The following is a 14,389-nucleotide window of genomic DNA, read 5'->3' as shown; positions in this document are numbered from 1 at the left end:
CGTCATCGCGGCGCCCTGCTCATCGACTTTCGTCAGCAGGTCATCATCGACACACTGCGGGCAGCCAACGGTCTCGAGCCGGACGATCTCCGACCCCGCGGGGCCCGACAACGGCGAGAAGACCCCGTCCAAACCCAAAAATGACTGTAAAGGTGTACAGGAGGCCGCCGAGCAGGCCAAGTCAGAGCGCGATTGGCCTGCGGTCCTGCGTCACACCAGCAAAATGCGATGCTGGTCGTCGAACCAAGCTCGCCTACGCTTGCGTGTAGAGGCCCTCGCACAAGCCAAGCGCTGGGCCAAGTGCCTCGAGGCTGCCGAGGGCAGCGACGACCCCGAGCTCGCCCGCTGGGTGAAGTTCTGCACCAAGAACAACTAGCCACCCGATCCCCGACCTACCATGTCCAAGCCAGCGATTTTCATGACCGCCGTGTTGCTCGCGGGGCCCCTCGTCGTTCTGCCGAGGCCGGCTGAGGCCGCGCCAGCGAGCGAGCCGAGCACCGACCCCGCCCAGGTCCGCCTCGTCATCGACGCGAACGCCCTCGGTGACGCCGCCAAGTTCTTCTCCGGCGCCATCGCCGAGCGCCTCGGCCCCGTGTTCGAGGACGCGGGCTACAAGGTCACCGACAAGGCCGACGCCGACGTGACCGTTCGGGTTCGCTTGTCCTTCTATAATGAGGAGGACCTGGACTACCAGGTTGACGTGGACATCTCCGCGGGGTCGGAGATCGTCCGGCTCGAGACCGTTGGCTGCCCGCAGTGTGTCGATGATGACCTGCTGACGAAAGTCGATGAGCAGGGCGCCGCGATGACGGATGCGATCGGCAAGGCCCTCGCGCAGGCGCGCGACGCTGATTCGACGACCGAGCCACCGGCCACGCAGGCCAGCGAGCCCGAGGAGGTCGCGCCGATTGGGGCGCTTGGTGGGGTTGGGATCGGCGTTGCTGTGCTCGGCCTCGGGGCGACCGTCGCCGGGGCGGTCGAGCTGTCCCGCGGGAGGGTCTACGACCAGCCCGCCGACGGTCTGGAGCTGGGCTACGTAGATCACCGCCCGCCTGGCGCCGTGCTCCTCGGCGTCGGCGTGCCCGTGTTCGTCGCCGGGGCCGCGATGCTGATCGCGGACGTCGTCATCCGGTCGAACAAACGCAAGCGACGACAAGAGCAAACTGGCACCACCTACCCCTTGATGGGCCCGGACGTCGTAGGCTTGGGCTACGTTCGCCGATTCTGAGACACACGAGGAAGATCATGCACAACAAAAAATTCACAATCGCTACATTTGGACTTGGTTTCGTCGCCAGCGCTTTTCTGGGTCTCGGCGCGTGTAGGGGCTCCGAACCCAACGACGAGCACTGCGCCAACGCCAACGGCAATGAGACCTGCGACCAACGCTATGGAGACCAGCGCCCGTTCTGTCTGAGCTGCGGAGACGGGTCCGACGCCAACTTCGGCTGCGTCTCCGACGAGCCCACGGACCTCTCCTGCTACAGCCCCTGCGGCGGCGGCGAGAACTACAACGACAACTCGACCTGCATCGAGATCGGCGACGGCGACGGCGACACCGGAGATGGCGACGGAGACACCGGAGATGGCGACGGCGATGGCGACGGCGACACCGGCGGGTGCATGGAGGACGTCGACTGCACCGAGGCCGGCAGCCCGTTTTGCAACCTCGACACTGGCGAGTGCGTCGCCTGTGATGCGACCGCCGAGCCCGACGCCTCGTGTGCGTCCCTCGACGCGGGGACGCCCGTGTGTGACGACGCGGGCAGCTGTGTGCAGTGCACCCTCGACGTCCAGGATGCTTGCGTCGACACCACGCCGGTCTGCGATGCCGACGCGGGCGCTTGCGTCGGGTGCTCCGACCACGCGCAGTGTTCCGACAGCGCTTGCAACCTCGCCGACGGGAGCTGCATCGACCAAGGCAACATCATTCATGTCGATGGTGACGGAGGCGACTGCGACATGGCTGACGGCAGCGAGGGCATGCCCTACTGCACAATTGCCTCGGCCATCGAAAACGCAGACGACGCCACCCTCATCATCCTCCACGAACAGGATGGGGACGCACCTTACCTAGAAGCCACGACTCTGACGCAACCCCTCGCGCTCTTCGCCGCAGATGGCGAGCGACCCATCTTGCAGGGTTTCGACAGCAAGCCCGCCATCACCGTCTCTTCCACCGGAGACCTCTTCATGCGGGGCATCACAATCTACGGCTCTCCGAACAACGCCGAGGGCCTGCTCATCGACGGCGGCGCCGCCTGGGTCGAGCGCTCACGCATCATCAACAACACCGGCGGCGGCATCACCGTCGACAACGCCGGCTCCCTCGTGCTCGTGAACTCCTTCGTTGGCGGCTCCAACAGCAACCCCGCCCTCAGCGTAGACAACGGCTCGTGCGACATCTCCTACGCGACGCTGGCCGCCCCTCTCCTGGTTGGAGGCCCCTCCCTCGCCTGTACAGACGGCGTTAACACCACGGTCCGCAACAGCATCATCGTGAGCGCCCACGCCGACCCTGAGGTCGACTGCTCCAACGCCACCATCACCGACAGTGCCTTGGAGATGGTACTGGGCGACAACGTCGCCCTTGGGGATCTCAATATCAATTGGTTCACCGACTACCTGCAAGGGGACTTCCATCTCGCGCCCGGGTACCCGCCCGAGCTCGACACCGCCGCCATCTGGCTCACCGGCGACCCCACCACCGACATCGACGGCGACCCACGCCCCATGGTCGACGGCACCATGGACTTCGCGGGCGCCGACCTCGTCGTCCCCTGACGAATTCTCCTCACCACCAACACCTCGGCTCTCAGGCCAAAGACCCACGCCAACCCGGGCAGGTCTCCGCGGCCACAACCGACCCCGCCCCTCCCCCAGCGCCGTCCTGCCTGGGCTCGAGGGGCCCGGGCGTCACTGGCTTGAGCTTCGTTCGCCGACTCTGAGAGGCGAGGGAGCTCATGCATCACCAACACGTCACACTTGCGACCTTCGGGCTTGGCTTCGTCGCCAGCGTCCTCATTGGTCTTGGCGCGTGCCAGAGCTTGGAGCCCAACGAGAAGCATTGCTTCAACGCCAACGGCAATGAGACCTGCCTCGAGCGCTATGGAGACGAGCGCCCGTACTGCGTGAGCTGCGGAGACGCGACGTATGCCAACTTCGGCTGCGTCTCCGACGAGCCCACGGGCCTCTCCTGCTACAGTCCCTGCGGCGGCGGCGAGAACTACAACGACAACTCGACCTGCATCGAGATCGGCGACGGCGACGGCGACACCGGAGACGGAGACGGCGACGGAGACGGCGATGGCGACGGCGACGGCGACACCGGCGGGTGCATGGAGGACCTCGACTGCACCGAGGCCGGCAGCCCGTTTTGCAACCTCGACACTGGCGAGTGCGTCGCCTGTGATGCGACCGCCGAGCCCGACGCCTCCTGTGCGTCCCTCGACGCGGGGACGCCCGTGTGTGACGACGCGGGCAGCTGTGTGCAGTGCACCCTCGACGTCCAGGATGCTTGCGTCGACACCACGCCGGTCTGCGATGCCGACGCGGGCGCTTGCGTCGGGTGCTCCGACCACGCGCAGTGTTCCGACAGCGCTTGCAACCTCGCCGACGGGAGCTGCATCGACCAAGGCAACATCATTCATGTCGATGGTGACGGAGGCGACTGCGACATGGCTGACGGCAGCGAGGGCATGCCCTACTGCACAATTGCCTCGGCCATCGAAAACGCAGACGACGCCACCCTCATCATCCTCCACGAACAGGATGGGGACGCACCTTACCTAGAAGCCACGACTCTGACGCAACCCCTCGCGCTCTTCGCCGCAGATGGCGAGCGCCCCATCTTGCAGGGTTTCGACAGCAAGCCCGCCATCACCGTCTCTTCCACCGGAGACCTCTTCATGCGGGGCATCACAATCTACGGCTCTCCGAACAACGCCGAGGGCCTGCTCATCGACGGCGGCGCCGCCTGGGTCGAGCGCTCACGCATCATCAACAACACCGGCGGCGGCATCACCGTCGACAACGCCGGCTCCCTCGTGCTCGTGAACTCCTTCGTTGGCGGCTCCGCCAGCAACCCCGCCCTCAGCGTAGACAACGGCTCGTGCGACATTTCCTACGCGACGCTGGCCGCCCCTCTCCTGGTTGGAGGCCCCTCCCTCGCCTGTACAGACGGCGTTAACACCACGGTCCGCAACAGCATCATCGTGAGCGCCCACGCCGACCCTGAGGTCGACTGCTCCAACGCCACCATCACCGACAGTGCCTTGGAGATGGTACTGGGCGACAACGTCGCCCTTGGGGATCTCGATATCAATTGGTTCACCGACTACCTGCAAGGGGACTTCCATCTCGCGCCCGGGTACCCGCCCGAGCTCAACACCGCCGCCATCTGGCTCACCGGCGACCCCGCCACCGACATCGACGGCGACCCACGCCCCATGGTCGACGGCACCATGGACTTCGCGGGCGCCGATGTCGTCGTCCCCTGACGACTTCTCCTCACCACCAACACCTCGGCTCTCAGGCCAAAGACCCACGCCAACCCGGGCAGGTGTCCGCGGCCACAACCGACCCCGCCCCTCCCCCAGCGCCGTCCTGCCTGGGCTCGAGGGGCCCGGGCGTCACTGGCTTGAGCTTCGTTCGCCGACTCTGAGAGGCGAGGGAGCTCATGCATCACCAACACGTCACACTTGCGACCTTCGGGCTTGGGTTCGTCGCCAGCGTCCTCATTGGTCTTGGCGCGTGCCAGAGCTTGGAGCCCAACGAGAAGCATTGCTTCAACGCCAACGGCAATGAGACCTGCCTCGAGCGCTATGGAGACGAGCGCCAGTACTGCGTGAGCTGCGGAGACGCGACGTATGCCAACTTCGGCTGCGTCTCCGACGAGCCCACGGACCTCTCCTGCTACAGCCCCTGCGGCGGCGGCGAGAACTACGACGACAACTCGACCTGCATCGAGATCTGCGACGGCGACGGCGACACCGGAGACGGCGACGGAGACGGCGATGGCGATGGCGACGGCGATGGCGACGGCGACACCGGCGGGTGCATGGAGGACGTCGACTGCACCGAGGCCGGCAGCCCATTTTGCAACCTCGACACTGGCGAGTGCGTCGCCTGTGATGCGACCGCCGAGCCCGACGCCTCGTGTGCGTCCCTCGACGCGGGGACGCCCGTGTGTGACGACGCGGGCAGCTGTGTGCAGTGCACCCTCGACGTCCAGGATGCTTGCGTCGACACCACCCCGGTCTGCGATGCCGATGCGGGCGCGTGCGTCGGGTGCTCCGACCACGCGCAGTGTTCCGACAGCGCTTGCAACCTCGCCGACGGGAGCTGCATCGACCAAGGCAACATCATTCATGTCGATGGTGACGGAGGCGACTGCGGCATGGCTGACGGCAGCGAGGTCATGCCCTACTGCACAATTGCCTCGGCCATCGAAAACGCAGACAACGCCACCCTCATCATCCTCCACGAACAGGATGGGGACGCACCTTACCTAGAAGCCACGACTCTGACGCAACCCCTCGCGCTCTTCGCCGCAGATGGCGAGCGACCCATCTTGCAGGGTTTCGACAGCAAGCCCGCCATCACCGTCTCTTCCACCGGAGACCTCTTCATGCGGGGCATCACAATCTACGGCTCTCCGAACAACGCCGAGGGCCTGCTCATCGACGGCGGCGCCGCCTGGGTCGAGCGCTCACGCATCATCAACAACACCGGCGGCGGCATCACCGTCGACAACGCTGGCTCCCTCGTGCTCGTGAATTCCTTCGTCAGCGGCTCCGCCAGCAACCCCGCCCTCAGCGTAGACAACGGCTCGTGCGACATCTCCTACTCGACGCTGGCCACCCTCCCGGCGGTTGGAGGCCCCTCCCTCGCCTGTATAGACGGCGCGAACACCACAGTCCGCAACAGCATCATCGTGAGCGCCCACGCCGACCCTGAGGTCGACTGCTCCAACGCCACCATCACCGACAGTGCCTTGGAGATGGTATTGGGCGACAACGTCGCCCTTGGGGATCTCGATATCAATTGGTTCACCGACTACCTGCAAGGGGACTTCCATCTCGCGCCCGGGTACCCGCCCGAGCTCGACACCGCCGCCATCTGGCTCACCGGCGACCCCTCCACCGACATCGACGGCGACCCACGCCCCATGGTCGACGGCACCATGGACTTCGCAGGCGCCGACCTCGTCGTCCCCTGACGACTTCTCCTCACCACCAACACCTCGGCTCTCAGGCCAAAGACCCGCACCACCCCAAGCAGGTCTCCGCGGCCACAACCGCCATTCGATCGACCTGCCGTCACGTGGCTCGCCGACGACCCCGCGACCGACATCGACGGCGACCCGCCCCCCTTGTCCGGCGGGAGTTCGGACTTCGCGGGCGCCGAGTCGTCCAGCGAGGAGGTTGCGCTCGTCTCGGACGCGGTGATGTCGGCCTCATCCGGGCGCTCCCGCCGAAGCCTCCGCGGAAGCACTCGCCCTCGGTCTCCACCGAAGACCCACGACCGCCATCCACCGCGCAGGCCTCCTCGGCTCGCCCCGCCCCGGCCGAGCGAGCGGCCGATCGAGCACCGACCCCGCCGGCTTCAGCGACGAGGCGACGCCGACGACCTCGACCACCAGGGAGTGATCGGAGCGGACTCGGTCACCGATCCCAAATTTTGCGCAGCGAGCGCAATCCAGAGTTCGCTCACGCCGGTCCCTACCCAGCGCGATATCGCGCCAAGCGGAGAGGCGCCGACATCTCGCGCAACCCACGCCAACCACGTCGGCGCCCCCTCAACTACGCGTCTATGCCGGCTCGAGGCCGGAGATCACTCCCGGTGCGCCCTACTCAGCCCCCCCGCGCCAACCTCCCCGGCACCAACCATCCCCTCAACCAGGCGGACCTGCCCCTTTCAACCAGGCAGTTCGCCAAAGTGGCCTCTGTTCAGGTAACAAGTACCCGTGGATCGCTCGCATCCCCCGGTTCCAGGCCCGTCGAAGTCGGAGCTGGGATTGCACCTCCGGACGCTTCGGCTCGCGCTCGGGCTAACCATTGCACAGCTCGCCGAGCGCTCGGGCATCTCTGCCGCGATCGTCGAGGCGATCGAGGTCGGGGGCGACGAGATCGAGCGCAAGGTCCTGGGCAAGATCGCGACCGGGCTGGGCATGACGACCGGCACGATCATCCGGCTGTGGGAGCGTCGCGTGACCATCACGGCTCCCGACTTCGAGACCTGAGCGCGAGGATCGCGATCGACGCGCCGTGCGTCAGCTCCGCCCGCGCTCCTGGCTCACCGTGACACGCCCCGGGCGAACACGCCCATTTTGTTGCTCGCCGCTGCTGACACACCAATTACTCACGGGGCACAGGTCGGCGCCAAGATCAGGCATGATGAGGCAGCCCTCACCGCTCATGCAGACCCAGACCCTCCGACTCACCCTCCTCACCCTCGCGTTCGCGTCCGGCAGCCTGGTGAGTGGATGCAGAGTCGCGCGGCCCAACGCCGAGCACTGCTTCCACGCCGCGGGCGACCAGACCTGCGCCGAGCGGGACCCCTCCCTCCCCTTTTGTGTGACCCCGGACTGCGGTGACGCAGCCTACGGGTGCGTCGCCGAGCAGCCCGAGCCCGAGTGCTACAGCCCTTGCGGCGGCTCCTCCAACACCGAGCAAGACGACAGCTGCCTGGAGATCGCGGCCGACACCGGTAACGGTGATCCCGACCTCCCCAGTGAATGCGGCGACGGCGAGGTTGGGCCGGGCGAGGAGTGCGACGACGCCAACACGATCGACGACGACGAGTGCACCAACGCCTGCACGCTGCCGCTGTGCGGGGACGGGATCGTTCAACTCGGCAACGATGAACAGTGCGACGACGCCAACGACGACCTTGGCGACGGCTGCACGGCCTGTCAGCTCCCGGGGGCGCTGATCTGGGAGCAAGTCCTCGACCTCGGCGCCCAAGCCGAGGACATCGGTCACCGAGTCGTCATCGACAGCGAAGAGAACCTGAACATCTTGTTGAGCACCGACGGCACCTTTCGCCTCACGGAGTACGACCCCGAGGGCGCCTCCGTATGGAGCCAAACCGCGCTGGAGAACTCGCGTCCGAGCTTGGCGATCGGCTCCGACGACCAGCTCGTGATCGGAGGAACGGTCGACGATCAGGGCGTCACGAGGCTCTACGACACCGACGGCAACCTGCAGTGGACGCAGATCCTGCAGAACCAGAACACCGGCATCCTCGACGTCGCGATCGACAACCTGAACTACGTCGTCAGCGCGGGCTACTTCCCAGTCGATGCAGGTCTGCTCGCTCGCTACGACCTCGGCGGCACCGAAGACTGGAGCAGCTCCCCCGACAGCGCCATCTCCTTGAGTTCGGTCCTCATCACCCCCGATGACCTGATCTGGGTTGTCCGCGAGAGCCCCCACCGCCTCGACCGCTACGACGACAGCGGGAGCTTCGTCGGGCTCTCGCCAACGCTCCCCACCGCCCGCCACGAGGAGCTCGTAGCCGACGCCGAGGGCAACGTCTACTTGCTGTCGGCGAGGGTCACATCGTTCAGGGTCAACAAGTACAACACGAACGGCACGTTGCTGTGGAGCATCCAGCACGAGGGCCCGAACCCATCCGAGACCGGAGACGGGATCGCGGTGCTGCCCGGCGGCGGGGTGGTCGTCGCGGGTACCACTTACGGCGAGCAGATCAGCGGGATGCTGAGCTGGTACGGCGCCGACGGCAAAACCCTGGCCCCCGACGTCGTCGTCAACGGCCTGATGTCCACCGACGCCAGCGAGTTCCTCGACGTCGCGGTGTCGCCAAACGGCTACGGCATCGCCGTGGGCAGTCACCAGCCCGATGGCCTCGACGCCGACTTGTGGATCCAAAAATTCGGGCTTTGAATGAGCAACCCGGAGACCAAAGTCACCCACGCGATGGTGCCCCGCGAGCTCGCGGCGCGACCCGGCGGCCTGGCGCTCAAGGTCCACACCGGCCCCCTCGCTGGCCAAACGCTGGCCGTCGCCAAGCCCAGCATCAAGGTCGGGCGCAGCCGCGCCGTCGACCTCACGATCGCCGATCGCTCGATCAGCAAGGTCCACTTCGCCCTGCGCGCGACCGAGTCCGGCGCCGAGCTGCGTGACCTCGGCAGCAAGAACGGCCTCTGGCTCGGCCAGCGGCGGATCTTTCACGTCGGCCTGATCCCCGGCGACGTGTTCACGGCCGGCGAGTGCCGCCTCGAGCTCGTCGACGTCGCCGAGGTCGAGGTCGAGGTCAGCACCAGCGAGTGGTGCGGCGAGCTCTACGGCCAGAGCGTGGTCATGCGCGAGCTGTTCACGCTGCTCGAGCGCGTGGCCCCGACGCCCCTCGACGTCCTGATCCAGGGCGAGACCGGGACCGGCAAGGAGCTCGCCGCGCGCTCGCTCCACCAGCTCTCGGATCGCGCCGAGCGGCCCTTCATCGTGCTCGACTGCGCGAGCCTGCCCGAGACCCTCGCCGACGCGACCTTGTTTGGGTTCAAGAAGGGCGCGTTCACGGGCGCCGACCACGACCAGCCGGGCCTGTTCGAGCAGGCCGACGGCGGCACGGTGTTCATCGACGAGATCGGCGAGCTGCCCCTGGCCCAGCAGACCAAGCTCTTGCGCGTGCTCGACCGCCGCGAGCTCAGCCGCCTCGGCGAGCCCGGCGTCCTGCGCAGGGTCGACCTTCGGGTGATCGCCGCGACCAACCGCAACCTGGCCGAGGAGGTCTCCGAGGGCCGGTTCCGCGAGGACCTGCTCCATCGCCTCAACCAGGAGCTGCTCACGATGCCGCCGCTGCGCGAGCGGCCCGGCGACGCCGTCGAGCTCGCCGAGGTGATGATCGACGAGCTCGCCGAGGACCACGGCCTGACGATCGAGCTCGGCGACGACGCCCGGGCCGCGCTGCCGCTCTACGCCTGGCCGGGCAACGTTCGCGAGCTGCGCAATGCGATCCGTCGGGCCGTGCTCCTGCGGCGCGAGGGCACCGTGCGCGCCGCCGACATCCGCTTTGGCCGCGGCGACGGCGTCGCGTCGAAGCTCGGCGAGGTCCTCAGCCACGCGGGTGACTACGAGCAGACCCACCTCGAGTTCGACCGCGTGTTCGTGCCCAGCGTCCTGCGGGAGTTCGGTGGCAACTTGTCGGCCGCGTCGAATCGGCTGGGGATCAGTCGGGACCGCCTGCGCCGACGCTTGATGGCGCTCGGGCTCTACGGTGATGGTGCGTAGGAGATGTTCGGGCCGGGGCTGGGGGTGTCCGTCGTGATCTTCGCGTGCACGAGCCACGCGCTCGGTGACGCGCGCAGCGACGACGCCTGGCCGCTGGGTGGACCCGATGGGGAGCCGGCGCCCTCGCTCGAGCTCCTGTTCGTCGCGGTTGGTAGGTGAGCATGGGCAAGCAGGTCTTCGCCAACAAGATGGCCATCTCGGCCAAGGCCGGCGGCGGCAAGCTCGTCGCCGCGTTCCCGGACGTGTGCAACAGCCCGCCCTCGCCACCGACGGGTCCGGTCCCCGTCCCCTACCCGAACAGCGCCTTCTCGAAGGACCTGAAAAAGGGCACCAAGCGGGTGTTGATCGGCGGCAAGCCAGCCGGCGTCGAAGACAGCTACCTCCAGAGCTCCCCGCTCGGCAACGAAGCCGCGACCAAGGCTCTCGGCGGCTCGCTGCTGACCCATACGATCACGGGCAAGGCCTACTTCAACGCCCACTCCATGGATGTGATGTTCGAGGGTCGCCACGTCGTGCGTCACCTCGACCTGATGACCAGCAATCACGCGAGCTACCCGCCGTGATCTGATCTCCGCGGGATGGAGCGAACGTAAAATGAACAAGGCTATTCAAGTCGACCACACGACGCCACGCGCGGCGGGTGGTTGCCCAAGCTCTGAGACAAATACGAGTCCTCACGACAGGAAGTGCGCTTCGTGTAAAGTCATCGACTCTGCGCTCGACACGTGGAACGGCCAGGAACTCCAACAACGTCGAGCCGCGTTGGGGGTTCAGTGATGGTCAATTCCCCCCCTCCCCTGCCTGGGCGAATGTATCGCGACGCTCGCGGATACTTTGCATTTCCGCTGATCGAGGAGGACTTAGTTCTCGACGACTTCGACAAATGGAGCATCGTCGGAGATCTGGTTGGCGCTCTAAAAGCAGGCGACCTCCGCGCAGCACCGACGGTACTGGAGTTGTACGACCGAGATGCCGACTGGGTACGCCGCGGTGCGTACGTAAAAATGATCGGAGATGCAGCGCCCGACGCACTTGTCGAGCGTATCCATTCCCACTTGCAAACGGGTCTACCCGTCGACTACTCGTGGGACTTCGCGGAATTGCTATTTCATTGGGGACGTCTCGACATCGTTCCTACTCTGGCCCGTGGGTGGCGGGCAGCCTACCAGTATCAGGACGGGCCTGACATTCCGCCACGCTTGGCACTCCTCCTCGAGGAGGAGAGCTGGGGACCCCTCAGGACAGATTTCCCACGCAAGGTCGACGAGAAGCAGGCGGATGCCTACGTCGCGCGGGTACTCGCGCGCCACGCTGAACTCGTCGAGAGTCTGGGCGAGCACGCGTTCGTGTTTCGCGGGCGTCTGCTCGATCTCGAGTGGATCGCCCGACGGGGACTCCAAGATCTCGCCGACGGAGAGTTCGACTCGCGGATGCGCCGCAAGTTCGAGGCCATGACCGGGATCGACTGCTCTTGCTTCTATCACAAAGAGAAGTTGCAACCGCTCGCCGCGGCCGCCGTGTTCGAGGCCTTCCTCGCCAGCCCCGAGCGCAAAGCCTTCACCCCCGGAAGGCGCTACTTCTTCGGTCACCCGATCCCCCCCGGCGATCCCGCTGGCGCGTCCGAGTGGCCGCCGCGCTAACCCGGCGCCTCGACGACCACCACCACCCGCTCACCTTCATCCGCGCCCGCGCAGATCAGCGCCCGATGCCCTGGCGCGTAGCCCCGCGCGAGAGAGGGTTGAGCGCAATGACCACCCCACACAAGCCCGCAGCAGCCCCGGCATGTCCAAGCTGAGTAGCGAGCAACCACAGCAGCCTCCCGGCTCTTGAGCATCTGGATACTCGTGGCTATGATGCGACCCTTGGCCTCAGCCGTTGGGGGCTGTCGCTTCTGGTCGCTTCTGGTTACCAACGATGACACGCAGAGCTCTTCTCACTCTCTTCCCAGCCACCTTGGCCTGCGGCGCGGCAACAACACCCTGCCCGGAGCCGATCGCCCCCACCCCTGCCGTCGCGGTTGCGTCGTCGACATCCGGGCCAGCTCCGACATCCGTACCCGAGGGTCAACCGGGCGCCACCGACTGGCTCGCGCTGTGGGTCGAGTTGATGGGCACCGTCGTGGATGATCGAGCGAAGTGGCCCACCACCCCCGAAGCCGCGCATGCAGATCTGTGCGTCGCCGGCTGTGAGGCGGCAGGGCCACAGCTGATCCTGCACCACGAGCTCGACGAGACCGACGAGTGGTGGTCACGACTGCGGGTCGCGATGGAGTTCGACAACGGCGTCGCGGCCAGTGACACGGTCTTCGAGTGGAACTACGCACAGCTCCATCCCCGTTGTCAGGCCCACGAGGTCACGATCGTCGACGCCTCGATACTCCCCTACGGCGAGGTCGCTTGGCTCGAGCTCGAGCTGCTGGTGCCGGAGATCGTCGATAGTTGCGACCACGAGGAGTGGGCCGAAGTCGTCGCAGCGATCGAAGCCGACGAGAGCGATGACTCGGGGTCGGTCACAGACCACTGCGAGGCTTGTGAGGAGGTCCCCTTGCAGTGCCAGGGTCTCTACGCGCTCGACACGCTCGAGCTCCTCGAGGGCGGCTGCGCCCTGTAGAGCCCTCGAGGGCTGCTTCTCGCAGCATTGGGACGCCACCTCGAACGTGCTACCGTCGCCTGTCTTGAAACTCTGGCGCAGATCCGAGAACCCGCTGTGGGAGGTGGTCGATCGCCACTTCGAAGAGGCCGAATTTCTGGCCGAGCGCTGGCGCGACGCCTTTGATGAGCCAGACATCACGCTCCACGAGCTCGCCGTGGGCACCGAGCAGCGGCTGGCCGCGCACCTCGACGCGCTCGAGCTCGTCGGCGCCCCGCTCCTCGAGCGCACGTACTGGCCGGCCTTGGCCGACGCCAGCACCGAAGCCGCGCTCGCGCTGGTCTCGGGCCTCGGGGTCCTCGCCTGCGGGGAGCTCGAGGACAGTCTCCCTGGACCTGGGGGCCGAGCGGAGCGAGGTTGTCGGGCCGCAGGCCCGAGTCTTGGAGACGATAAAGACAGTCTCCCTGGACCTGGGGGCCGAGCGGAGCGAGGTTGTCGGGCCGCAGGCCCGAGTCTTGGAGACGATAAGGATGGTCGGCGCCTGCTCGCGCTGCTCGGCGAAGTCGAGGTGCGGAGCGAGCGGTGGCATGGTCTCGTCGAGGCGCTGGCGCTATCGAGGCGCGCGGGGCTCGAGCAGTGGCTGCGCTCCCAGCTCGGTGACGCAAACGAAGGGCCTGCCGTCGCAGCTGTGGTCGCGGCCCTCGCCCGACGCCAGGTGCAGCTCGGACCTCGCCTGACCGCGCTGCTCGCCAGCGAGGATCCGAATGTGCTCGAAGCCGCCGCCACGCTCGCGCGCTCGGGTGACCCGCAGCAGCTCCAGATCGTGGCGGGCCTCGGCGAGCACCCCAATCCGCGGGTGGTCGCGGCCGCGGTCGAGACGGCGCTCGTGCGCGGCGTCGCGGGGGCGGTCGAGGCTGCGCGCTACTGGGCCTTCGACGCGCCAAGCTGCGAGTTTCGCCCGAGGGCCCTGCTGTGGCTCGGCGTGCTCGGGCAGCCCGGCGACCAGCGCCGCCTGATCGCGCTGCTCGAGGATCCCGAGCGCCGTCGTGCGGCGCTGCGGGCTCTGGGTTTTGGCGGCTCGGTCGAAGCCGTGGAGGCTGCCTTGCCCTTGCTCGCGGACGCCGAGCTGGGCGCGCTCGCGGGCGAACTCATGACTGCGATCGTCGGGTTGCCAAGGGAGGACGAGTCGCTGTGGGTCGACCGTGTGCGCGAGGACGACGCGGCCCTGCCCCCCCTGGCCGACGACGCGCTCGATGCAGACCTCGCGATCGAGCCCGAGGAGCTGTTGCCGGTGCCCGATCCCGTCGCGGTCACGAGTTGGTGCCAGCAGAGGCTGCCACAGCTCGACCGAAGTGCGCGACTGCTCGGCGGCGCAGTGCTGGATGATGCGGTCCTCGCCAACGCGCTCTTGCATGAGCCCATGCGGCGTCGACATGCGCTTGGGTTGCTGGCTCAGATCCGGAGCCAGGGTGCGCAGCGGCCCAACACGCGGGATTGGGCCCAGGCGCAGCTGGACGCGGGCGGGGCCAACTAGCAGCCCGGGGTGC

Annotated in this window: 12 protein-coding genes; all 12 read left to right on the top strand. The window is 67.1% G+C overall.

All coding sequences use genetic code 11. The annotated features are described in order from the left end of the window. Positions 1-397: 397 nt before the first annotated feature. The 12 genes from ENSA5_RS35355 to ENSA5_RS36725 all read left to right on the top strand — a co-directional run bounded on the left by ENSA5_RS35355 (position 398) and on the right by ENSA5_RS36725 (position 14,376). Positions 398-1,228: a hypothetical protein gene (locus tag ENSA5_RS35355; protein ID WP_106396131.1), complete on the top strand. Its 831-nt coding sequence runs from the start codon at positions 398-400 to the stop codon at positions 1,226-1,228. 17 nt (positions 1,229-1,245) lie between these two features. Continuing rightward, positions 1,246-2,784, top strand: a complete 1,539-nt coding sequence (locus ENSA5_RS35350; protein WP_181198495.1) for a hypothetical protein — start codon at positions 1,246-1,248, stop codon at positions 2,782-2,784. A 179-nt stretch (positions 2,785-2,963) separates the two neighbouring features. Then, complete coding sequence (locus tag ENSA5_RS35345; RefSeq protein WP_106396129.1) at positions 2,964-4,499, top strand: hypothetical protein; 1,536 nt, start codon at positions 2,964-2,966, stop codon at positions 4,497-4,499. 179 nt (positions 4,500-4,678) lie between these two features. After that, positions 4,679-6,220, top strand: a complete 1,542-nt coding sequence (locus ENSA5_RS35340) for a right-handed parallel beta-helix repeat-containing protein (protein ID WP_181198494.1) — start codon at positions 4,679-4,681, stop codon at positions 6,218-6,220. A gap of 747 nt (positions 6,221-6,967) precedes the next feature. Next, positions 6,968-7,243, top strand: coding sequence for a helix-turn-helix domain-containing protein (locus ENSA5_RS35335; protein ID WP_106396127.1), 276 nt, complete (start codon positions 6,968-6,970; stop codon positions 7,241-7,243). Between the two features lie 151 nt (positions 7,244-7,394). Continuing rightward, the gene (locus ENSA5_RS35330) at positions 7,395-8,909 is read left to right on the top strand and encodes a DUF4215 domain-containing protein (RefSeq protein ID WP_106396126.1); all 1,515 of its coding nucleotides are present in this window, start codon (positions 7,395-7,397) and stop codon (positions 8,907-8,909) included. Then, the gene (locus ENSA5_RS35325; protein WP_106396125.1) at positions 8,910-10,253 is read left to right on the top strand and encodes an FHA and sigma-54 interaction domain-containing protein; all 1,344 of its coding nucleotides are present in this window, start codon (positions 8,910-8,912) and stop codon (positions 10,251-10,253) included. A gap of 3 nt (positions 10,254-10,256) precedes the next feature. Then, positions 10,257-10,412: a hypothetical protein gene (locus ENSA5_RS38840; RefSeq protein ID WP_181198493.1), complete on the top strand. Its 156-nt coding sequence runs from the start codon at positions 10,257-10,259 to the stop codon at positions 10,410-10,412. Between the two features lie 2 nt (positions 10,413-10,414). Further along, positions 10,415-10,816, top strand: a complete 402-nt coding sequence (locus ENSA5_RS35320; protein ID WP_106396124.1) for a PAAR-like domain-containing protein — start codon at positions 10,415-10,417, stop codon at positions 10,814-10,816. Positions 10,817-11,062: 246 nt separating this feature from the next. After that, positions 11,063-11,893, top strand: coding sequence for a hypothetical protein (locus ENSA5_RS36730; protein WP_146156461.1), 831 nt, complete (start codon positions 11,063-11,065; stop codon positions 11,891-11,893). 478 nt (positions 11,894-12,371) lie between these two features. Next, on the top strand, positions 12,372-12,863 hold the full coding sequence (locus ENSA5_RS35305) for a hypothetical protein (RefSeq protein WP_146156460.1): 492 nt from the start codon (positions 12,372-12,374) through the stop codon (positions 12,861-12,863). Between the two features lie 64 nt (positions 12,864-12,927). Continuing rightward, positions 12,928-14,376, top strand: coding sequence for a HEAT repeat domain-containing protein (locus ENSA5_RS36725; protein ID WP_146156459.1), 1,449 nt, complete (start codon positions 12,928-12,930; stop codon positions 14,374-14,376). The last annotated feature ends 13 nt before the right edge of the window (positions 14,377-14,389 follow it).

Origin of the sequence: Enhygromyxa salina (genome assembly GCF_002994615.1) — a bacterium.
GTDB classification, from domain to species: Bacteria; Myxococcota_A; Polyangia; order Nannocystales; family Nannocystaceae; genus Plesiocystis; species Plesiocystis salina_A.
This window is presented reverse-complemented; position numbering and strand designations above follow the sequence as displayed.

What these genes read in the sequence shown, in the direction of transcription:
- ENSA5_RS35355 (WP_106396131.1), top strand. Translation starts at nt 398, where the DNA reads ATGTCCAAGCCAGCGATTTTCATGACCGCCGTGTTGCTCGCGGGGCCC.
- ENSA5_RS35350 (WP_181198495.1), top strand. Translation starts at nt 1,246, where the DNA reads ATGCACAACAAAAAATTCACAATCGCTACATTTGGACTTGGTTTCGTC.
- ENSA5_RS35345 (WP_106396129.1), top strand. Translation starts at nt 2,964, where the DNA reads ATGCATCACCAACACGTCACACTTGCGACCTTCGGGCTTGGCTTCGTC.
- ENSA5_RS35340 (WP_181198494.1), top strand. Translation starts at nt 4,679, where the DNA reads ATGCATCACCAACACGTCACACTTGCGACCTTCGGGCTTGGGTTCGTC.
- ENSA5_RS35330 (WP_106396126.1), top strand. Translation starts at nt 7,395, where the DNA reads ATGATGAGGCAGCCCTCACCGCTCATGCAGACCCAGACCCTCCGACTC.
- ENSA5_RS35325 (WP_106396125.1), top strand. Translation starts at nt 8,910, where the DNA reads ATGAGCAACCCGGAGACCAAAGTCACCCACGCGATGGTGCCCCGCGAG.
- ENSA5_RS38840 (WP_181198493.1), top strand. Translation starts at nt 10,257, where the DNA reads ATGTTCGGGCCGGGGCTGGGGGTGTCCGTCGTGATCTTCGCGTGCACG.
- ENSA5_RS35320 (WP_106396124.1), top strand. Translation starts at nt 10,415, where the DNA reads ATGGGCAAGCAGGTCTTCGCCAACAAGATGGCCATCTCGGCCAAGGCC.
- ENSA5_RS36730 (WP_146156461.1), top strand. Translation starts at nt 11,063, where the DNA reads ATGTATCGCGACGCTCGCGGATACTTTGCATTTCCGCTGATCGAGGAG.